This is a genomic window from Actinokineospora sp. UV203, from assembly GCF_056323665.1.
The window spans coordinates 794,085-814,503 of record NZ_CM150484.1 but is presented as its reverse complement, the minus strand read 5'-3'; the positions used below and the strand labels follow the sequence as shown (position 1 = coordinate 814,503).

Here is a 20,419-nt window from a genome sequence, read left to right as displayed (position 1 = left end):
GAGGTGACCGCATGAGCCGACCCACCACCGCCCCGGACCGCATCACCACGCCCATCAGCGGCGGCGTGGGGGCCAGCCCGCTGCGCCCCGACGGCACCCTGAAAGTCAAGGGCGAGTTCGCCTACTCCTCCGACATGTGGATGGACGACATGCTGTGGGGCGCCACGCTGCGCTCCCCGCACCCGTACGCCCGCATCAACTCCGTCGACCTGACCGAGGCACTGAAAGTGCCCGGCGTGTACGCCGTGCTCACCCACGACGACGTGCCCGGAGAGATGCTGTTCGGTCTCGAGCACTCCGACCAGCCCGTCCTCGCCACCGACATCGTGCGCTACCAAGGCGAAGCGGTCGCGATCGTCGCCGCTGACCACCCGGAGACCGCGCGCCGGGCGATCGCGAAGATCGTCGTCGACTACGAGGTCCTCGAACCGCTCACCGACATGGAGGAGGCCGTCCACTCCACCGACGCGCCGGACCTGCACCCCGGCGGGAACGTGGTGCGGCACCTACCGATCCGCCGCGGCGACCAGGACGTGACCGCTCCGGTGGTGATCCGGGGCGAGTACGAGGTCGGCATGCAGGACCAGGCCTTCCTCGGCCCGGAGTCCGGGCTCGCCGTCCCGGCCGAGGACGGCGGCATCGACCTCTACATCGCGACCCAGTGGCTGCACGTCGACCAGAAGCAGGTCGCCGCGTGCCTGGGTCTGCCGACGGAGAAGGTGCGCCTGACCCTGGCCGGTGTCGGCGGCGCGTTCGGCGCACGGGAGGACCTGTCGATGCAGGTGCACGCGTCGATGCTGGCGCTGCGGACCGGTCGCCCGGTGAAGATGGTCTACTCCCGTGAGGAGTCGTTCTTCGGCCACGTGCACCGCCACCCGGCGAAGATGTACTACGAGCACGGCGCCACCCGCGACGGGAAACTCGTCTACGTCAAGGCGCGGATGTTCCTCGACGGCGGCGCGTACGCGTCGAGCACCGGCGCGGTCGTCGCGAACGCCGCGACCCTCGGTGTCGGCCCGTATGAGGTGCCGAACGTGTCGATCGACTGTTGGGGCACCTACACGAACAACCCGCCGTGTGGTGCGATGCGCGGGTTCGGCGCGGTGCAGGCCGCGTTCGCCTACGAGTCCCAGATGGACAGACTGGCCGCCGAGCTCGGGCTCGACCCGGTCGAGGTGCGGGTGCGCAACGCCATGTCCGAGGGTTCGATGATGCCGACCGGGCAGGTCATCGACAGCCCCGCCCCCGTGGCGGAGCTGCTGCGCCGGGTCCAGGCGATGCCGCTGCCCGCCGCCGCCCCCACCGACAGCTACGACCTTCGGCAACTGCCCGGAGGGGTGTCGAACACGACCCACGGCGAAGGTGTCGTGCGCGGTGTCGGTTACGGCATCGGCATCAAGAACGTGTGCTTCTCCGAGGGGTTCGACGACTACTCCACCGCCCGGGTGCGGCTGGAGATCATCGCAGGTGAACCCACCGCCATGGTCCACACCGCCGCCGCCGAAGTCGGGCAAGGCCTGGTCACCGTGCAGGCGCAGATCGCCCGCACCGAACTGGGCGTCGAGCGGGTCACCATCCACCCCGCCGACACCCAGGTCGGCAGCGGCGGCTCCACCTCCGCCTCCCGGCAGACCTATGTGACCGGCGGCGCGGTGAAGGCCGCCTGCGAGAAGGTCCGCGCCATGGTCCTCGACCTCGCCCGGGAACGACTCAACGTCGACGGCGAGCTGCGCCTCGACGGCGGGAAGATCGTCTCCGACCGGCTCGGGGTGCTCGCCGACCTCGCCGACGTGCTCGGCGACGACGCGATCGACGAGACCGTCGAGTGGCGCCACCGCCCCACCGAGGCACTCGACCCCACCACCGGGCAGGGCTTCGCCCACGTCCAGTACGCCTTCGCCGTGCACCGCGCCGTGGTCGACGTCGACGTCGACCTCGGCCTGGTGCGCGTGGTCGCCCTGGACTGTGTGCAGGACGTCGGCAAGGCGATCAACCCCGACGCCGTGGTCGGGCAGATCCACGGCGGCTCCGCCCAAGGCCTCGGCCTCGCGGTCATGGAGGAAATCCAGGTCAAGGGCGGCAAGATCCGCAACCCGTCCTTCACCGACTACCTGATCCCCACCATCCTCGACATGCCCCCCATGAAGGTGGACGTGCTCGAACTGGCCGACCCGCATGCGCCATACGGCCTGCGCGGTGTCGGTGAACCGCCGACGATCTCGGCCACCCCCGCGATCGCCGCCGCCATCCGAGCCGCGACCGGACTCGCCATCCCGCGCGTCCCCGTCCGTCCGGAAGACATCACCGGGACTGCCTAGAAAGTTGGCCGCCATGTCCGCCAAGAACCGCCATACCCATCCCGTGGACGAGGTACTGCCCGCGGGCAAGCTCGCCCTGTACGGCTTCCAGCACGTCCTCGCCTTCTACGCAGGCGCCGTCATCGTCCCGATCCTGCTCGCCAACGCGATCGGGCTGACCGACGAGCAACTGATCCACCTCATCAACGCCGACCTGTTCACCTGCGGCATCGCGTCGATCATCCAGTCCATCGGGTTCTGGAAGGTCGGCGTCCGGCTGCCGCTGCTCCAAGGCGTCACGTTCACCGCCGTGTCCCCGATGATCGCGATCGGCATGGCGGCCGGTGGCGGCACCGAGGGCCTGGTGACGATCTACGGCTCGGTGATCGTCGCCGGCCTGTTCACCTTCTTCATCGCACCGTACTTCAGCAAGCTCGTCCGGTTCTTCCCACCGGTCGTCACCGGCACCGTCATCTCGGTCATCGGCATCGCGCTGCTGCCCGTCGCCGCCAACGACGCCGCCGGCGGCAACATGAGCTCACCGGACTACGCGAGCCTCACCAACCTCGCCTACGCCGGTGGCACCCTAGCCATCATCCTGGTGATCTACCGACTCTCCCGCGGGTTCTTCAGCACCGTGGCCGTCCTCATCGGACTGGTCTGCGGCACACTGCTCGCCACGATCCTCGGCCACGCGCACTTCGACGCCGTCGCCAGCTCCGACTGGTTCGGCGTGACCACCCCGTTCCACTTCGGATGGCCCAAGTTCAGCGTCACCGCGATCATCTCCATGATCGTCGTCATGCTGATCACCGCCGTGGAGACCACCGGCGACGTGTTCGCCACCGGGGAGATCGTCAAGAAGCGCATCACCCGCGACGACATCTCCCGCGCGCTGCGCGCCGACGGCCTGGCCACCACCCTCGGCGGTGTCCTGAACTCCTTCCCGTACACCTGTTTCGCCGAGAACGTCGGCCTGGTTCGGCTGACCCGCGTCAAGAGCCGCTACGTCATCGCCGCGGCCGGTGTGTTCATGATCCTGATCGGCCTGATCCCCAAGGCGGGCGCGATCGTCGCGGGCATCCCGCACCCGGTACTCGGCGGCGCGGGCCTGGCCATGTTCGGCACGGTCGCCGTCGTCGGCTTCCAAACCCTGGGCCGGGTCAACTTCCACGACCAACGCAACGTCATGGTCGTAGCGGTCAGCGTCGGCTTGGCGCTGATTCCGGTGGGGGTGCCGAAGTTCTTCAGCAACGTGCCGGACAGCCTGCAGATCATCGTGGGCAGCGGCATCACCCTCGGCAGCCTCTCCGCGATCTTCCTCAACCTGCTGTTCAACGTGTGGGGCGGCAAGAAGACCCCCGACTCGGTGTCCTCGACACCGGAGCCGGAGAAGGTCACCCTCGACCAGGTCAACCAGATGTCACGCGAAGAGTTCACCCGCCGGTTCTCCGTGCTGTTCCAGAACGGCCCGTGGATCGCCGAGGAAGCCTGGTCCGCCCGCCCCTTCGACGGCGTCTACGCCATGCGGCACGCCTTCCACACCGCCCTGTTCAACGCCCCGGACCGCGTCGCGCTGGAGCTGATCAAGTCCTACCCGGACCTCGCGGGCAAAGCCCTCGTCGAGCGGGTGCTGGGCCCGGAGTCGCTGCGCGACCAGTGCGCCGCGGGCCTGGACCGGCTCACCTTCGAGGAATACGACCGGTTCCACGACCTGACCGACGCCTACCACGAGAAGTTCGGCTTCCCGCTGGTCATCTGCGTCCGCGAGAACACCAAGGAGACGATCCTGCCCGTCGCCGAGGCGCGGCTGCAGAACTCGCTCGGCCAGGAACGCGCCACCGCCCTGGTGGAAATCGCCAAGATCGCCAACCTGCGGCTGCGGGACCTCGTCGAGGAACCCGAGCACGCCGATTCGCTCGCCATCTCAGAGAAGTAGGGAAAGCCAGTGTCCGCACAGTCCGCGCAGTCCTCCGACCTCAAGCCCTGGCTCGACCGGGCGGTCGCCCTCGCCACCGAGAACGTCGCCGACGGCGGCGGCCCCTTCGGCGCGGTGATCGTCCGCGACGGCAGCGAACTGATCTCCGTCGGCGTCAACCGGGTCACCCGCGACTTCGACCCCACCGCCCACGCCGAAGTGGTGGCGATCCGCGAGGCGTGCCGCAAGCTGTCGAGCTTCACCCTCGACGGCTGCGTCCTGGTGACCTCGTGCGAACCATGCCCGCTGTGCCTGGCCGCGGCCCTGTGGTCACGGGTCGACCAGGTCGTCTACGCCGCCGACCGCTACGACGCCGCCGCGGCCGGATTCGACGACCTGGCGTTCTACAAGCTGTTCGAGTCCCCCAGGGACACCTGGACCGTGCCGGTCGCCCACCTCTCGGTCGACCAGCACAACGCCCCCTTCGACGCCTGGACCAACAACCCCGGCCGAGTGGAGTACTGACCGTGCGCGACGTCCTCGACCACATCCGCCCCTGGTACCGCGACGGTGAACGGTTCGCGGTGGCCACGGTGATCGACACGTTCCGGTCCGCCCCCCGCCAACCCGGGGCCGCCATGGCGGTCTCGGCGGCCGGGGAAGCGGTCGGCAGCGTGTCCGGCGGCTGTGTCGAAGGCGCCGTGTACGAACTGGCCAGGGAAGTCATCGAAACCGGACAGCCGGCGGTGGCCCGGTACGGGGTCGCCGACGACGACGCGTTCGCCGTGGGCCTGACCTGCGGCGGAATCATCGACATCCTCGTGCAACCGGTCGACGCCGCCACCTTCGCCGAGTTCGACGACGTGGCGGCGTCGATCGACACCAACCCGGTGGCGATCGCGACCGTCGTCAGCCCAGGCGTGAGCTTGGGCGAGCGGCTCATCGTGTGGCCGGACCGGGTGTCCGGTGGCCTGGGCGACGCGGCGCTGGACGCGGCGGTCATCGAGGACGCGGTGGCGATGCTGGAACAGGGCACGACGGCGGTGCGCCATTACGGGCCCCGGGGCGAACGGATGCGGGAGGACATCTCGGTGTTCGTGCAGTCGTTCGCCCCACCGGCCCGGATGGTTGTCTTCGGGGCCATCGACTTCGCGGCGGCAGTGGCTCGGATCGGCAAATTCCTCGGATACCACGTGACGGTGTGCGATGCCCGGCCGGTGTTCGCCACCCGGAAGCGATTCCCGGACGCCGATGAGGTCGTGGTCGATTGGCCGCACAGGTATCTCGCCGACACGATCTCCCGGGGACTGATCGACAGGCGGACGGCGCTGTGCGTGCTGACCCACGATCCGAAATTCGACGTGCCGCTACTGGAACTCGCGCTGCGCACCGAAGCGGGATTCATCGGGGCGATGGGATCACGGCGAACCCATGAGGACCGGCTGGCCCAATTGCGGGAATTGGGCCTGACCACGGCCGAACTGGCCCGACTGTCCTCACCGATCGGCCTAGACCTCGGCGCCCGCACCCCAGAGGAGACGGCGGTATCGATCGCGGCGGAGATCATCGCAGCCCGATGGGGAGCTACCGGCCAACCCTTGTCAAACACCACCGGCCGCATCCACGGGGAATCAGTCGACCACCTCCCCCAACAAACCATGTGAGAAAGGCAAGAACACAAAAGGCAACGGGCCGAACAAAGCGGGCGAACAGGCACCCACACGCCCAAGACGCCCGGATCAATCGGTGCTGGCGACCAACGGCTCCAAAAGAATGTCAGGATTCAGCCGACGCATCACACCCATAGCCGTAGCGTCGATGAACAACGCCAAATCCACCCCATCGGTGCGAGTGAGAACCTCACTACGCGTCCCACCGTCCACAATCGACCGCTGCTTGGGATCAGCCAACCGCCGCACCACCGAGTACGGCAACGGCTCCAACCGAACCGGCGACTTGAACTCAGCGTCCATCCGATGCGTCGCGACTTCGAACTGCATCGGGCCGACCGCGGCGAACACAGGTGCGCCGTCGCCTCGGCGCAATGAGCGGAGAATCTGGATCACACCCTCAGACTCCAACTGATCCACACCCTTGCGGAACTGCTTGGCCCGACTCAGATCCGCGGGCCGCGCCACCGCGAAGTGCGCAGGCGCGAAACTCGGCAAACCCGGATACCGCACCGCAGGCTTGTCCGCGTAAAGCGTGTCCCCCACACGCAGCGAAGTCGCGTTGACCAAACCGATCACATCACCAGGAAACGCGCTGTCCAAAGTGGTGCGCTCGCGACCGAACACCTGCTGCACGTACTTCGTGGCGAACGGCTTGCCAGTCGTGGAGTTGGTGACGACCATCCCCCGCTCGAACATCCCCGAGCACACCCGCGCGAACGCGACCTGGTCTCGGTGCGACGGGTCCATCCCCGTCTGGACCTTGAACACGAACGCCGAGAACGGCGACTCCAACGGCCGCGGCCGCTCCTTCACATCCAGCCGCGGCGCCGGCCGGGGCGCCAACTCGACCAGCAGGTCCAGCAGATGCCGCACCCCGAAGTTCAGCACCGCCGACCCGAACAGCACCGGCGTCGCCGAGGCCTCAAGGAACCGGTCGAGGTCGAACTCGCCACCGGTCTCGGCCAGCAAGTCGGCTTCCTCGACCGCCCGACTCCACTCCGCGCCCTCGGCCTCTTCCGCCGCCGTCGGATCGAGGCGTTCCTCTCCAGCGGCCGTGGCGCCACCAGCGGTGCGGGCGTAGCGGATGAAGTGACCGTCACGCCGGTCGACCACGCCACGGAAGTGGCCCGCGTCGCCGACGGGCCAGGTCAGGGGCATCGGCTGCAGGCCGATCCGCTCCACGAGCTCGTCACACAGACGCAGGGCGTCCATGCCGGGGCGGTCCCACTTGTTGATGAACGTGATGACCGGGATCCCCCGGTGCCGACACACGTCGAAGAGCTTCAGGGTCTGCGGCTCCAGGCCCTTGGCTGCGTCGAGCAGCATGACCGCGCAGTCCACGGCGGACAGGACCCGGTAGGTGTCCTCGGAGAAGTCCGCGTGACCCGGGGTGTCGAGCAGGTTGATGACCGAGTCGCCGTAGGAGAACTGCAGGGCCGCCGAGGTGATGGAGATCCCACGGGAGCGTTCCATCTCCATCCAGTCCGACACGACGCCGCGCCGACCGGCCTTGCCGTGGACCGCGCCCGCCTCCGAGATGACCTTGGCGTGCAGCGCCAGGGCCTCGGTGAGCGTCGACTTGCCCGCGTCGGGGTGGCTGATCACCGCGAACGTGCGGCGGCGGCCCGCTTCCCACACCACATCCGAGGTCGAGGCGGTCACCGGACTGGCGGCGGTCATGCGAGTTCCCCACGTTCTGGTCGGATTCCGGACAATCCTACGTGGCCGGACCCGCGGGCCTCTCGCCGCGCATGATCAGGACGGCCGATTTCCCTCAGGAAACGCCCGCACGTAGCGTTAAGGGGTGACTATGGCCCGCATCTCCGCCCCGCCCCCACCACTGGAACCGGGTGCCCTCCGGGTGCTCGCCTTGGGCGGGCTCGGTGAGATCGGCCGGAACATGACCGTGTTCGAGCACGAGGGCAAGCTGCTCATCGTCGACTGCGGCGTCCTGTTCCCCGAGGAGCACCAGCCCGGCGTGGACGTGATCCTCCCCGACTGGAGCTGCATCCGCGACCGCCTCCACGAGGTCGTCGCCCTGGTGCTGACCCACGGCCACGAGGACCACATCGGGGCCGTCCCCTACCTGCTGCGTGAGCGCCCCGACATCCCGATCGTCGGGTCGCGGCTGACGCTGAGCCTGCTCGCCGCGAAGCTCGTCGAGCACCGCATCAAGCCGGTGCTGGTCGAGGTCAAGGAAGGCGAACACCTCGCCAAAGGCCCGTTCGACCTGGAGTTCCTCGCCGTCAACCACTCCATCCCCGACGGCCTCGCCATCGCCATCCGCACCCAGGCAGGCCTGGTCCTGCACACCGGCGACTTCAAGATGGACCAGTTCCCGCTGGACAAGCGGATCACCGACCTGCGCGGCTTCGCCCGCCTCGGCGAGGAAGGGGTCGACCTGTTCCTCACCGACTCCACCAACGCCGACGTGCCCGGCTTCACCATGTCCGAACGCGACCTGTCCCCCGCGATCAACGAGGTGTTCCGCACCACCCCGCGCCGGGTCATCGTCTCCAGCTTCGCCAGCCACGTGCACCGCATCCAGCAGATCCTCGACGCCGCGGCGGCCCATGGCCGCAAGGTCGCGTTCGTCGGCCGCTCGATGGTCCGCAACATGGCCGTCGCGACCGAACTGGGCTACCTGAACGTCCCGCCCGGGCTGGTCGTGGACGTCAAGGCCATGGACGGGATGGCGCCGAACAAGGTGACGCTGGTCTGCACCGGGTCCCAGGGCGAGCCGATGGCCGCCCTGTCCCGGATGGCCACCGGCGACCACCACATGATCACCATCGAGGAAGGCGACACGGTCCTGCTGGCCAGCTCGCTGATCCCCGGCAACGAGAACGCCATCTACCGCGTCATCAACGGGCTGACCGACCTCGGCGCGAACGTCGTCCACAAGGGCAACGCGAAGGTCCACGTCTCCGGGCACGCCAGCGCGGGCGAACTCGTCTACTGCTACAACATCGTGCAGCCCTCCAACGTGATGCCCGTGCACGGCGAGGCCCGCCACCTGCGGTCCAACGCCGAACTGGCCGTGCGCACCGGGGTCGCCCGCGAACGCGTCCTCATCGCCGCCGACGGCCACGTCGTCGACCTGCAGGACGGGCTCGCCTCGATCACCGGGAAGATCAAACTGCACTACGTCTACGTCGACGGGCAGACCGTCGGCGGCGTCACCGAAGCCTCCCTGGCGCAGCGCCGCACCCTCGGTGAGGAAGGCGTCATCACCGTCGTCGCCATCATCGACATGGAGACCGGCGGCCTCGCCGAGGAACCGGACTACATCGCGCACGGCTTCGAACACGACACCGAGACCTTCCGGCCCGCGACCTCCGCCATCGAGAAAGCCCTCGCGGGCGCCGCCGAGCGCGAGATCAGGGACCTTGAGGAACTCGAGAAGATCATCGGCCGCGAGGTCAGGCAGTGGGCGCAGCGCAGCTACAAGCGCCGGCCGGTGGTCATCCCCGTGGTCATCGAGGCCTGAGGACTCAGGCCAAGGCCAGCGACCCGGCCGCGGGGGCCAGGTAGAGCAGCGGGAACGGGATGTGCGCGTACCGGCCCGCCCGGACCACGGTGATCACGGCGCCGACGAAGTACAACACCAAACCGGCGGCCGCGAGCACACCGATGACCGGCACGAACAGGCCGACCACCAGGCCCACGGCTCCCGCGGCCTTCGCCGCACCGAGCCAGGGCCACCACGAGCGCGGCACGCCGTAGTCGACCAAGGACGCCACGGCGAAGCCGAGGTTCAGGAAACTGGCGACCGCCGAGAACGCCGCCATGGCGGCGGCGACCAGGGTGACGACGACGTACGGGGTGGACATGGGACTCCTGTCGATCGCGGATACCGGGTGTCGGCCAGTCGCTGAACAGACGGCACCCGACCCCGCGGATGTGACAGAAACCCAGCCGTCACCACTTCCGCGGGATCAGCAGGTGGCGCATCGCGTCCTCGCCGAAGCAGCGAACCATCCAACCTTGCCGCGGAACGCCGCGGTCCCGTCAGCACCCGCCACGAACGACGACGGGTCCGGCGCCTGAAGCGCGTCGGTGCTGGGCAGCGCCGGCGTCCGCTCCACCCTTGGGCACAGCGGGTTCTCCGAGTCGGGCAGCAGCGTGCCCCAGAACACCGAGTACACACCGCCCGGGACCAGCCCCGTGAACCCGAGCCGGACATCCGTGCGCGGCGACCGCCCACCGGAGCCGCGCACCACCGACGACGCCGACGCGGCGAACCACTGGCCCCACGTCCGCTCCAGCGGCACACCGGAGCTGCTGAACAGCGGGGCCGACAGGTCGGTCGTCGCCGTGGGATTGCGCAGCGTCCTTACGGGGTCATGGGGAAGTCCAATCAGGCTCGCGTCCAAGCGAACCTCGCCTGCCCCTCGAACGCGTGCTCGGACCCCACCCTCGTCGGCTGATCCGCGATACGGTTCCCGCCGGACAACTGGGGAGGACATCCGATGCGCGTCGATCCGACCAACACCGAACAACTGACCGCCTGGGACGGTGACCAAGGCGCGTTCTGGGCCAAGCGAGCCGACCGCTTCGACGAAGGAGTCGCCGCCTACCGCGACCACTTCCTCACCGCGGCCGCGATCCAGCCCACCGACACCGTCCTCGACATCGGCTGCGGCGCGGGCCAAACCACCCGAGACGCCGCCCGACTGGCCACCGAAGGCTCCGCCCTCGGCGTCGACCTCTCCTCCCCCATGCTCGACCTCGCCCGCGAGCGCGCCGAACACCTCGCGAACGTGACCTTCCTGCAGGCCGACGCCCAGGTGCACCCGTTCCCACCAGAGTCCTTCGACCTCGCGCTCAGCCGCCACGGCGCCATGTTCTTCGGCGACCCACCCGCCGCGTTCACCAACCTCGCCCGCGCCCTGCGCCCCACCGGACGCCTGGTCCTGCTGACCTGGCAACCCCCACACCGCAACGAATGGGTCAGCACCTTCCGCGCCATCTTCACCGGCCCCGACCAGCAGGCGCCGAAGTCACCACCCCCGTTCTCCCTGAGCGACCCGGACCACGTGCGAACCCTGCTGACCACCGCGGGATTCACCGACGTGCGACTGCGAGGCCTGGAAGAACCGATGTACTTCGGCCGCGACGTCGACGACGCCTGCGACTTCCTCAGCGGACAGTTCAACTGGGCCCTACGCCCGCTCGACGCCGACGCGCGAACCCGCGTCCTCGACACCCTCCGCATGAACTTGGCCGACCACCAGACACCCCACGGCATCCACTACGACTCCGCCGCCTGGCTCATCACCGCCCAAACGCGCCTGAGCCTCTGACCACGACCGCAGTCGGTCGTCGACGTCGCGGCCGAAGTACATCGGCTCCTCCAGGCCTCCAGTCGCACGTCGGTGAATCCCGCGGTGGTTGGTCCGCGTTCTTGGCTCGCCACCGCGAGGACACGACGGTGTGCCCTGGTCCGTCGGGGCGCTTTTGGCTAGGCATCACAACCGCACCCGGCTTGCGGCGGCTCCATCGGATATCTTGATAATGGATAGTAGATAGCGAGATGGGCGATTTGAGCGCAACGAAAGAGGGGAGAGTTCGACCATTGGTCCCGCTGGGCCGGTGCTGGGACACGCCCTGGAGCGCTGGGAGTCCTGGCAGGTCGCGGACGACGACCCCTGGTTCGCCCGCCTCGACGCCGCCCGTGGTCCGGGCGCGGAGGGCGGGCGGCGTCCGGCTCGCGTGACACTGGGCGACGGACCTGCTGTGGGGCGAGAGCGACTGGTTCGGCTGGTTCACCGACGACCCGGTGACCCCGGTCCGCGAGTGGACCCCTCGCGGCGAGGAGCAGAGTCGCCCGGTTCGCCGAAGCCCATCCAGGGGGCAAGACCGCACGCGACACTCTCATGGGCCTGCCCGGCAGCTACGGTCGGCTCACGCCCAGCGAGAAGACCACGTAGGCCACGGGGACCGCTCCCCCGAAATGGAAGCGGTCCCCGTGCCGACGCCGGTCAGGTCAGAGCGTCAGAGCGTCAGAGTCCAGCTGTCGATGCTGCCGATGTCGACGGGCGCCGTGTCCTGGACCTTGAGCTTCCAGGCTCCCGCGCGCGCCTCAGCCGAGAGGTTCACCGTGTAGACGGTGTCGACATTGTCGGCGCTGTCGCTGCTACTCGCGCTCTTCAAGCGGTAGCTCGTGCCGTCCGGTGCGACCAGGTCGATGACCAAGTCGCCGCGCCACGTGTGCTTGATGTGCACCTCCGCCTTGCTGGTGGCCGAAGCGTTGCCCGAGCAGGAGACGGTGATCGTGCTCGTCACCGCCGCGCCCGCGTCCGGAATCGCCACGTCGGTGCCGTTGGTCTGCGCCGGGCAGCCTGTCACCGTGGTGACCGTCCAGGTGAACGACGTCGAACCGGTGCGGCCCACGGCGTCCTTCGCGGTGGCGGTGACGGTCGACGTGCCCGCCGCCGTCGGGGTGCCGGAGATGGCGCCCGTCGAGGCGTTGAGGGACAGACCCGCGGGCAGGCCGGTGGCCGTCCACGTGTACGGCGTGGTGCCCCCGGAGGCCGAGAGCTGCACGGGCGTGATCGCGGTCCCGACCGTCGAGGTCTTGTCGCCGGGGTTGGCCACCGCGACGGTGGTCGTTCCGCCGCCGCTGACCGCGGTCACGGTCTTGGTGGCGTCGACCAGGCCGCTGCCGCAGCCGCCGGAGCAGGTGCCCGGCAGCGCGCGGGTGTTGGCCTTGAGCAGGCTCTCCACCTCGGCTGGGGTGAGCGTGGACTTCTTCGCCACCATCAGCGCGGCGACCCCGGCGACGTGCGGGGCGGCCATGCTGGTGCCCATGTAGGGCTCGTAGTTCTCGGTGGTCGGGGCCTGGTCACCGGCGTTGAGGGTCGACCAGATGCCGTTCTCCGGCGTGGTCACGCTGCCCGGCGGGTCGGACTCGAGGCGCACCTCTCCGCCGGGCGCGGTGACGTCGATCTTGGCGCCGAAGTTGGAGTAGAACGCCCGGTCTCCCCCGCGGTCGCTCGACGCGACGGTGACGACGTTGGCGCAGTTGGCCGGGGTGAACCCGGAGACGTCCACGTTCGAGTTGCCCGCGGCGATGACCACCGTGCTGCCGCGCTGCACCGCGCCGTTGATGGCGTTCTGGTAGGTCGTCTGGCAGGTCGACGACGCGCCACCCAGGCTCAGATTCAGCACCTTCGCCGGGGTCGGGTTGGCGGGCACGCCCGTGACCGTTCCGCCCGAGGCCCAGGTGATGGCGTCGGCGATGTCCCCAGTGGACCCGCCGCAGCGGCCGAGCACGCGCACGGGCTGGATCTTGGCGTTGTAGGCGATGCCCGCGACGCCCTTGTTGTTGTTGGTCTGGGCCGCGATGGTGCCCGCGACGTGCGTGCCGTGCCAGGAGGAGGTGGGCTTGGCCGGCAGGAACAGGCAGTCGTCCGCCGCCCGGTAGTCACCGGGGTCCGACGGGTCGGAGTCGCGGCCGTCGCCGTCCGTGGCGTTGTTGGTGTCGGAGATGAAGTCGTAGCCGGGCACGATCTGGGCGGCGAGGTCGGTGTGCGCGACGTAGCCGGTGTCGATGACCGCGACTGTCACGCCGGAACCGGTGGACTGCGACCACGCACCGGGGACGTTCATGCCCGCGGCGGCCTCGAACAGGTCCCACTGCTTGGCGTACTCGGTGTCGTTCGGCGTGACCTGCTGGGCGTGCACGATCAGGTCCTGCTCGACGTAGGCGACCGCCGGGTCGTTCAGGTAGGACCGCATGGCGGATTCGACGGTGCCGCGGTCGGTCGAGCCGACGTCGACGAGCGCCGCGCCGGTCGACAGCCTGCGCACCAGCTTGCCCTTGTTGGTGGTCTTGCCGGAGGCGTCCTGCGCCGCGGCCACATCGGACAGTGCCGCACCGGCGGAAGCCTTGTAGCCGACGATGATTCGCGACGTCGTCCCGTCAGCCCGGGCGACCGCGGTGTCGGCCGCGGTGGCCGACCCGGTCGACAGCGCGATCACCACCCCGGTCGACGCGGTGATGCTCGCGACCGCGGCTGCGAGCACTCTCTTGGTTTTCTTCTGCACAGGAAGTCCTTTCCATTGCCCTCGTGCGCGGGCACGGTAATTCGGCGAATGGTCGGAACACAGTGCCGAACCGGACAATGCGCGGAACCGGACATCACCAGATTTCCCCATTGCCACCGGGAACACCGGTCCGGTGTCCGGTTTCACCCGTTGTCGGGTTCGGCACTGGACCACCGGTGACGCCGGTGAATAGCGTTCGCGGGGCAGGGCCGTACCGCGCGGGCTCTGGGTCACGGTCCCCCTCCATGCCGAGGTCCGTGCGGTGGCTGTGCGGCTGGGACGCCTTACAGCCAGCCACGACGGGCGGCGAGCACACCGGCCTGGAACCGCGTCTCCGCCCCGAGGACGCGCATGAGTTCGGTGACTCGCCGCCCGATCGTGCGATCGGTGACCCCGATCGTCCTGGCGATCGCGATGTCCTTCATTCCGGCGGCGAGCAGCGCCATCATTTCCTTGTCGCGCGCCGTGACGCCGTCCTCGTCCGGAATGTCGAGCGAGATCGGCCCGGCGCTTTCCCACAGCGCCTCGAAATGCGAGCACAGCGCCGCGAGCATCGACTCCGAGCGGACCACGAGCCTGCGGACAGCGTCGGCGGGGTCGAACGAGACCGGCAGCACCGCGACCTGTCGGTCGGCGATCACCAGCTTCGGCCGGGCACCCGCGAGGATCCGCGCCAGCTCGCCGCCGCGCACGCAGTCGTGCATCTGCTGGACCTGCGACGGTGTGGCCAGGGATTCCGGTGAGTAGACGACGCGGAAGGCGACTCCCTCGGCCATCCGGTCCAGTTGGATCACGTTGGGCCCCGACTGGCCGCCGAGATAGGGCGGGGAGTCGATGATCAGCACCTCGTCGGTGGCCTCGAGCTGCAGCTTGGCCAGCACGGCCACCACCGCGTCCTCGCCCTCGACCAGCTCGACCGGGTTGCGGGTCCCCGGGCCAACCGACCGCCTGCGCGCCGCCAGCTCCTCGACGCGGACCTGCAACTGGGCCAGTTCGCCTCGACGGCGGTCGACGAGGGCGGCCACCGCGACCTCCGGCGCGACCGGGGTGAACTGGGCGGGTTCGAAGCCGATCTGAAACGCCAGCCCAGCGACCACCAGCCGCCGCAGGCACGCGCTGGTCTCCTCCGCCGACCTGCTGATGCGGCCGCCGACTTCCGCACCGGTGGCGCGACCCAGTTCGAGCAGGGCAAGGTACGCCTCGCTCTCGGCCTGCCCCAAGCCGACGGGTTCCAGCAGTAACATGCGCACCTCGCCCGAGGTCACCGGATCCGCCCGGTCGGGGCGGGGCATCCGTGGTTCGGAGAACATACAGAACCGCGGCGCCAGGAGACCCGCGACAGCTCAGAGGTAGGCGAACAGCGGCGGGAAGACCAGGACCACGATCCACGCCCACACGGCGTACACGGGCAGATACGCGGTCTGCCAGCGTTCAAGGGCGGCGAACGGGACGCGCCCGCGGACGAGGTCCAGCATCAGCCACGCCGACCAGGCGAGGTTGGCCAGCAGGATGATGTTCTCGCCGAGGGCCGCCGCCTTGTTGGGGGTGGTGCCGAACTCGGTGATGCGGCCGGTGATCTCCAGCAGCACCAACACATCGATGGCCAGCGCGGAGAACACCCAGTTCTCCTTGACGAAAATACCGTGGTTCTGCCGGTTGCGGTCGGAGAATTCGGGATTCGCCGGCGGATAGCGGTTGGCCAGGCTGATGAGGGTCAGCGCGGTGACCCCTGCTGCGGACAGGTGGGTGGCGCGGGCGAATGCCGCGGCCCGGGCCGCGAGTTGCTGGGCGGGGTAGAACGCTGTTTCCGTGAATCGGCGGGATGGGTGCGCTCACGACGATCACCGCCGGACTGGCTTGTGGTGTGCTGCGTGGAGTACCGGCCGGGACGCGGTGAGTGAGCAGGTCCTTGTACCCCTGCCGGTTCCCCGGCCGCAGGCGGAGGCTTAAGGGAGCGTGTCCGCGCGGGTATGGTGAGGAGTTGGGTTGTCATGCTGCTACACAAGATTGTGCGGCCGATCGCCACGCTGGCGATGGTCGTGGCGTTGGGTCTCGGCGGTGCGGTCACCGCGTTCGCCGAACCGTCCCCGCCCACCAACGGAGGCAACGGCTCGGGGCAGAGCGGGCAATGCACCGGTCCGCAGGATCTGCGCCCCGCTTCGTGTAAGAGCCAGGGTGGCCCTGGATCCCCGTAGACCGAACGTAGACCGAACGATGTTCCGGGATGCGCACCGTGTCCCGGAACGGCCTTGTCCGGCCGTCTGTTCGGGGGCATTCGTGGATGGAGTAGTTCTGAACCGGCTATAGCGTGTCGTTGGCGCGAGGAACCGCGGCGCCAGCCTCGGCTCAGGGCCGTTGGGCTGATCGTCGGTGGCGGGCTTGGGCTTGCGGCGCCCGCCGCGGGACAACTCCCGCACCCGGGCAGTGGCGGTCGAGGGCACGTCGACGACGGACTCACCTCGGGCGATCAGCCACTGCGCCAGATTCCGGCCCAGACCGCACGCGTTCTCCACCGCCCACCGGCGCTGCGGAAAACGCTTGGCCCACAACAACATCCGCCGGTATTCGGCCAACGACGCATCGATCCGGATCGTGTCCACCGATCGGCCCGTGACCGGATCCGACGCCGAAGCGGTGTGCGTCGACTTGTGCGGATCAACACCAATGATGACCATCAAGGGCCAGCCGGTCGGCGATCTCGTCCGGGTCGTGGACCGCTGCGATCCGCACTGGCCCTGGACTGCGGGGCCGTACGCGGCGCCACCCAACACCCCTAGCCCCAAGGCCGTGTAGTTATAAAAGTCTTTGTCGTCGCTGTCAAGATCTTTGGTGGGGCCAGGATGTCGGTGGCCAGGGTGGCTTTGTAGCTGGTCCGGTCGATGACCGGGCCTCTGGCCTGGTATTTGGAGATGGCTCGTTGACGATGCGGGGACACTGTCGCAGCCGTCGGGCGGGTAGGAGGTTGGCCAGGACGTGCCTACCAGAGCTTGGCTGCGACGTCGTCCGGAACCACGTCAAAGGCGGTCGGCCGGGCGACCTCGGCGCCCGCGGTGAAGGGGCGGGAACCGAATACGCCAGAAAGGGGCCGCGGCCCGGTGTAGGCCCTGGTCAGGCGTCGTTGTCAGCGAGGGCGCGGTAGAGCGAGGCGACTGAGGGGTGTTGGCCGGCGTTCTTGCCGGTTTTGATGGTCAGCTTCTTGACGATGTCGGGCATTGGGGTGCCCTTGTCGCGTAGTGCGCGGGCGAAGAGCACGTCGTCTTCGTCGATGACTTTGGGCCGGCCGCCGTGGTTGCCGCGTGCGGCGGCGGCCTGCTGGCCTTCGAGGGTCTTGTCGCGGATGTAGTCGCGGTCGAGCTGGGCGGCGACGGCGAGCACGGCGAAGAGCATGGAGCCCATGCCGTGCGGGTCGTAGATCCCGGTCAACGGCCCGCCCAACAGTTCCAGCTGTATCCCGCCACCATGGAGCTGCGCGGAGAGGGTCATCAGTTCGGCGGCGTTTCGCGCCAGGCGTTTCATCTCGTGCACGGTGAGGATCACCGGCTGGTCCGGCGCGGCGGTCTTGATCTCGCGCGTGAGCGTGAGCGCCTTCTCGAGCTCGGGGCGGATCTTGATGCGGGTGCTGATCTTCTCGGAGAACACTCGCGTGCACTTCGCGGCCGCGAGCGCGTCAAGCTGGGACTGGAGTTCCTGGGTGGCCGTCGAGCAGCGGGCGTAGCCGATCCGGATCGGCGCCCCGCTCGTCTCCGGTGCCGCCGGAGCGACCTGGGCGCCCTGGGTCCACTTCTTGCCCGGTCCGCGATCGGCTGGAACGGGAACGGTGAGTTCGTCGCGCAGCGCGGGCACGAGGATGAACCGCGCGGTGTGGTATCTCGCGGCGGTCTTTCCGGCGCGGGTGCGGCAGGCGCTTCCGGCGGGAACGTCGCATTGCGGGCAGGGGTGGCGTTCGACCGCGGCCGCAGTGTCCTCAGGTCCGAGTTGCATGCCGCCAGTCTCTCAGAACTCTCTCAAAACTAGGGGTAGTTCTGCGAGGTGTTGTGCGAATCGCGACCTGGGATCTCCGGCCCGGATCGGGCGGTTCGCAGAACTGTCACAACTGGTCATTTATGCGAAGGACCGGGGCTCTCGCCGGCATCGGCGATAGGGGCCCATCGGCGTGTGAGGCGTTGGCACGCGTGGACAAGTTCGGGTGGGTGGAGATCGGTGAGTTCGGTGTCGAAGGTGGCGAGGATGCCTGCGATGCCTGCCCAGGACCAGGCGCCGAGGGTGAGTCGGCAGTGGTCGGTGTCGAGGTGTTCGACGACGGAGCCGCCTGGTGTCCAGCGGGCCACGATGTGAGCGGGCAGATTGAGCCGGGCCGTGCCGGTGCATGGCCAGGCGGCGGGGGTGTCGCCGCGGTCGTGACTGGTCATCACGAAGTGGGCGAGGTCTTCGCCGGGGAGGTCGCGGGCGGCGAAGCGTTGGGTGGTGGGGCGGGGGTGTAGTCGGTCGACGCGGTGCACTCGCCATTGGTGGTCGGTGAGGTCGTAGGCGACCAGGTACCACCGGGCGGCCCAAACGACCAGGTGGTGGGGCTCGATGCGGCGGGCGGGCTGGAAGTCGGGGTCGTCGGGTTCTGGGCGGACGCCGTCGGGACGCAGTGTTTCGGTGATGAGTTGGTGGCGGTGGCGTACTGCGGTTCCGACGGCGGTAAGCGCGGCAGGGTCGATGGGCGGTGCGGAGAATTCCCAATAGTTCTGCAGGCGGGTCAGGTGCAGGGCTTCCATGGATGCGCGCAGAGCGGGGGGCATGACCTGGTGCAGGGTGGCCAGTGCTCGTGCCGCGTCGTCGTCGAGGCCGAACATGGTGCTGGGCGCGGTTTGCAGAGCCACCGCGACCGCGAGGGCCTGGTCGTGGTCGAACAGCAGCGGCGGCAGGGTGTGTCCGGTGCCGAACTGGTAGCCGCCGGCGGGACCGTGGATGGTGGTGATCGGGTAGTCGAGCCTGCGCAGGGTCTCGATGTCGCGGCGGACGGTGCGCGTACTGGCCCCGAGCCGGGCGGCGAGCTCGCGTAGTGGCCACTGCCGTCCTGTTCCCAGCAGGGACAGCAGGCGCAATGCCCGGTGTGCGGTGTCCGCCATAGTTCTCATCTTGCACTAGTAGTGGCCACTCGATGTCCACCACTGATGTCAGGGTGGCCCTGTTCTGGCAAAGCGGTAGCGAAAGGACGGTCGGGGTATGCGGGTGGTCGTGGTCGGTGGCGGGATCGGTGGGCTCGCGCTGGGAGCGGGGTTGCGTCGTCGGGGGTTCGACGTGGCGGTGTTCGACCGTGACACCGATGTAGCGGCGACGGGCGGCTACCACATCACCCTGGACGAACGGGCTCAGTCGGCGCTGGAGGAGTTGGTGGCACCCGAGATCATGCGGCGCCTGCTGGCATCGGGCTCGGCGCTACGGCTGCGGCCGCGTGACACATTGTGGGACCGCCGCGGCCGACTGCTTGGTCACGGCCCGGACCTCAGCGACAGCGCCAGTGTCGATGTCGATCGGATCACCCTGCGCATGCTGCTCGCTGAAGCGGTCGGCGATGACCTACATCTGGGACGCGGCGTTTCCGGCCTCGGCTGTGATGATGCCGGCCTGCCACGGGTGCTGTTCACCGACGGCGCGCCGGTGTCGGCGGATCTGGTGGTGGGCGCGGATGGCACCCATTCGGTGATCGCCCGCCACCTGGCGGGCGGGCCGACCAACAAACCGGCGGGCATCATGGGGTTCTCCGGACGCACTCGTCGTCAGGACCTGAGTCCCGGCGAGCAGCGGCGGCTCGGGCCGCGCTCGGGAATGGGGATCGGCCCGCGCGGAGCCGCGCTCTACACCGGCTTCCTCGACCCAGTCGGCAACACCGCCCTCGACGCCCCAGAGCTGCGGATGTCGGTGACCACCGGACCCACCTACATCTGGGGCGCCATGTTTCCCGAATCGGCCGCGACGGATGCCCTGCGGGACCTGCATGGCACCGAGTTGCAGGCCGCGCTGCTGGGCCGGTTCCGCGAACGGGGCTGGGCCGAGCACACACTTGAGGTCATCACCCAAGCCGACCCGCGCAGCGTGGCCGGGTTCCGCTTCAACGCCGCCTCCACCCACGCGGCCGATCTTGCACCCTGGCCCGCAGGTCGGATCACCGCGCTCGGTGACGCCGTCCACGCCACACCACCCACCGCCGGAATGGGAGCAGGCGCGGCCATCCGCGACGCCGCCAGCCTGCTCAAGCACCTCCGCGACGCCACCGGCGGCACCACCACCCTCAGCGACGCCATCGGCGAGTTCGAGGCAGGCATGCGTCAACGCGGCGCCGAAGTCCTCACGCTGGCCATGAAAACCGTCCGCTGGATCCTGGCCACCGACACCACACTCGGCGCCGCAATCACCGCCATGAGCACCCCGATCCTGGCCGCAGCCACCCGACTACGCCACTGACGAATGCTCGGTGTGATCGCGCTGTG

The 20,419-nt window shown here is 69.0% G+C and carries 16 protein-coding genes; 8 read left to right on the top strand and 8 right to left on the bottom strand.

The features are described from left to right. Positions 1-11: 11 nt before the first annotated feature. The 4 genes from pucD to ACUZ2Y_RS03700 are packed head-to-tail and all read left to right on the top strand — an operon-like array spanning position 12 to position 5,879. Positions 12-2,318, top strand: a complete 2,307-nt coding sequence (gene pucD / locus ACUZ2Y_RS03715; RefSeq protein WP_476326890.1) for a xanthine dehydrogenase subunit D — start codon at positions 12-14, stop codon at positions 2,316-2,318. Between the two features lie 13 nt (positions 2,319-2,331). Further along, complete coding sequence (gene uraD, locus ACUZ2Y_RS03710) at positions 2,332-4,236, top strand: 2-oxo-4-hydroxy-4-carboxy-5-ureidoimidazoline decarboxylase (RefSeq protein WP_476326888.1); 1,905 nt, start codon at positions 2,332-2,334, stop codon at positions 4,234-4,236. A gap of 9 nt (positions 4,237-4,245) precedes the next feature. Then, a complete protein-coding gene (locus ACUZ2Y_RS03705) occupies positions 4,246-4,740 on the top strand; it encodes a nucleoside deaminase (protein WP_476326886.1) in 495 nt (164 codons plus the stop codon). A 2-nt stretch (positions 4,741-4,742) separates the two neighbouring features. Next, a complete protein-coding gene (locus ACUZ2Y_RS03700; protein ID WP_476326884.1) occupies positions 4,743-5,879 on the top strand; it encodes an XdhC family protein in 1,137 nt (378 codons plus the stop codon). Between the two features lie 75 nt (positions 5,880-5,954). On the opposite strand, the gene ACUZ2Y_RS03695 is transcribed toward ACUZ2Y_RS03700, so the two are convergent. Further along, positions 5,955-7,568, bottom strand: a complete 1,614-nt coding sequence (locus tag ACUZ2Y_RS03695; RefSeq protein WP_476326882.1) for a peptide chain release factor 3 — start codon at positions 7,566-7,568, stop codon at positions 5,955-5,957. 130 nt (positions 7,569-7,698) lie between these two features. On the opposite strand from ACUZ2Y_RS03695, the gene ACUZ2Y_RS03690 reads away from it, so the two are divergent. Further along, positions 7,699-9,378, top strand: coding sequence for a ribonuclease J (locus ACUZ2Y_RS03690; protein ID WP_476331566.1), 1,680 nt, complete (start codon positions 7,699-7,701; stop codon positions 9,376-9,378). A gap of 4 nt (positions 9,379-9,382) precedes the next feature. Here the strand turns inward: ACUZ2Y_RS03690 and ACUZ2Y_RS03685 are convergent, their stop codons facing one another. Together ACUZ2Y_RS03685 and ACUZ2Y_RS03680 are read right to left on the bottom strand one after the other, a co-directional pair. Then, positions 9,383-9,721 carry a DoxX family protein gene (locus ACUZ2Y_RS03685; protein WP_476326880.1) on the bottom strand — a complete coding sequence of 113 codons (339 nt, stop codon included), beginning with the start codon at positions 9,719-9,721 and terminating at the stop codon, positions 9,383-9,385. A 105-nt stretch (positions 9,722-9,826) separates the two neighbouring features. Next, the gene (locus tag ACUZ2Y_RS03680) at positions 9,827-10,264 is read right to left on the bottom strand and encodes a hypothetical protein (RefSeq protein ID WP_476326878.1); all 438 of its coding nucleotides are present in this window, start codon (positions 10,262-10,264) and stop codon (positions 9,827-9,829) included. A gap of 96 nt (positions 10,265-10,360) precedes the next feature. Between ACUZ2Y_RS03680 and ACUZ2Y_RS03675 the strand changes: the two genes are divergently transcribed. After that, entirely contained in the window at positions 10,361-11,194 is an 834-nt protein-coding gene (locus tag ACUZ2Y_RS03675) for a class I SAM-dependent methyltransferase (protein ID WP_476326876.1), read from the top strand. Between the two features lie 691 nt (positions 11,195-11,885). Here ACUZ2Y_RS03675 and ACUZ2Y_RS03670 read toward each other — a convergent pair. The 3 genes from ACUZ2Y_RS03670 to ACUZ2Y_RS03660 all read right to left on the bottom strand — a co-directional run bounded on the left by ACUZ2Y_RS03670 (position 11,886) and on the right by ACUZ2Y_RS03660 (position 15,559). Beyond that, on the bottom strand, positions 11,886-13,940 hold the full coding sequence (locus ACUZ2Y_RS03670; RefSeq protein WP_476326874.1) for a S8 family serine peptidase: 2,055 nt from the start codon (positions 13,938-13,940) through the stop codon (positions 11,886-11,888). 284 nt (positions 13,941-14,224) lie between these two features. Further along, the gene (locus ACUZ2Y_RS03665; RefSeq protein ID WP_476326872.1) at positions 14,225-15,184 is read right to left on the bottom strand and encodes a helix-turn-helix transcriptional regulator; all 960 of its coding nucleotides are present in this window, start codon (positions 15,182-15,184) and stop codon (positions 14,225-14,227) included. Between the two features lie 99 nt (positions 15,185-15,283). Continuing rightward, on the bottom strand, positions 15,284-15,559 hold the full coding sequence (locus ACUZ2Y_RS03660; RefSeq protein ID WP_476326870.1) for a hypothetical protein: 276 nt from the start codon (positions 15,557-15,559) through the stop codon (positions 15,284-15,286). A gap of 372 nt (positions 15,560-15,931) precedes the next feature. On the opposite strand from ACUZ2Y_RS03660, the gene ACUZ2Y_RS03655 reads away from it, so the two are divergent. Next, on the top strand, positions 15,932-16,135 hold the full coding sequence (locus tag ACUZ2Y_RS03655) for a hypothetical protein (protein ID WP_476326868.1): 204 nt from the start codon (positions 15,932-15,934) through the stop codon (positions 16,133-16,135). 913 nt (positions 16,136-17,048) lie between these two features. Here ACUZ2Y_RS03655 and ACUZ2Y_RS03650 read toward each other — a convergent pair. Further along, positions 17,049-17,921 (bottom strand): recombinase family protein, encoded by an 873-nt coding sequence (locus ACUZ2Y_RS03650; protein ID WP_476326866.1) that lies wholly within the window; start codon positions 17,919-17,921, stop codon positions 17,049-17,051. A 116-nt stretch (positions 17,922-18,037) separates the two neighbouring features. After that, on the bottom strand, positions 18,038-19,057 hold the full coding sequence (locus tag ACUZ2Y_RS03645) for a helix-turn-helix transcriptional regulator (RefSeq protein ID WP_476326864.1): 1,020 nt from the start codon (positions 19,055-19,057) through the stop codon (positions 18,038-18,040). A gap of 97 nt (positions 19,058-19,154) precedes the next feature. Between ACUZ2Y_RS03645 and ACUZ2Y_RS03640 the strand changes: the two genes are divergently transcribed. Next, a complete protein-coding gene (locus tag ACUZ2Y_RS03640) occupies positions 19,155-20,393 on the top strand; it encodes an FAD-dependent oxidoreductase (protein ID WP_476326862.1) in 1,239 nt (412 codons plus the stop codon). The last annotated feature ends 26 nt before the right edge of the window (positions 20,394-20,419 follow it).

What these genes read in the sequence shown, in the direction of transcription:
- pucD (WP_476326890.1), top strand. Translation starts at nt 12, where the DNA reads ATGAGCCGACCCACCACCGCCCCGGACCGCATCACCACGCCCATCAGC.
- ACUZ2Y_RS03695 (WP_476326882.1), bottom strand. Translation starts at nt 7,568, where the DNA reads ATGACCGCCGCCAGTCCGGTGACCGCCTCGACCTCGGATGTGGTGTGG.
- ACUZ2Y_RS03665 (WP_476326872.1), bottom strand. Translation starts at nt 15,184, where the DNA reads ATGTTACTGCTGGAACCCGTCGGCTTGGGGCAGGCCGAGAGCGAGGCG.
- ACUZ2Y_RS03685 (WP_476326880.1), bottom strand. Translation starts at nt 9,721, where the DNA reads ATGTCCACCCCGTACGTCGTCGTCACCCTGGTCGCCGCCGCCATGGCG.
- uraD (WP_476326888.1), top strand. Translation starts at nt 2,332, where the DNA reads ATGTCCGCCAAGAACCGCCATACCCATCCCGTGGACGAGGTACTGCCC.
- ACUZ2Y_RS03640 (WP_476326862.1), top strand. Translation starts at nt 19,155, where the DNA reads ATGCGGGTGGTCGTGGTCGGTGGCGGGATCGGTGGGCTCGCGCTGGGA.
- ACUZ2Y_RS03655 (WP_476326868.1), top strand. Translation starts at nt 15,932, where the DNA reads ATGCTGCTACACAAGATTGTGCGGCCGATCGCCACGCTGGCGATGGTC.
- ACUZ2Y_RS03675 (WP_476326876.1), top strand. Translation starts at nt 10,361, where the DNA reads ATGCGCGTCGATCCGACCAACACCGAACAACTGACCGCCTGGGACGGT.
- ACUZ2Y_RS03690 (WP_476331566.1), top strand. Translation starts at nt 7,699, where the DNA reads ATGGCCCGCATCTCCGCCCCGCCCCCACCACTGGAACCGGGTGCCCTC.
- ACUZ2Y_RS03645 (WP_476326864.1), bottom strand. Translation starts at nt 19,057, where the DNA reads ATGGCGGACACCGCACACCGGGCATTGCGCCTGCTGTCCCTGCTGGGA.
- ACUZ2Y_RS03650 (WP_476326866.1), bottom strand. Translation starts at nt 17,921, where the DNA reads ATGCAACTCGGACCTGAGGACACTGCGGCCGCGGTCGAACGCCACCCC.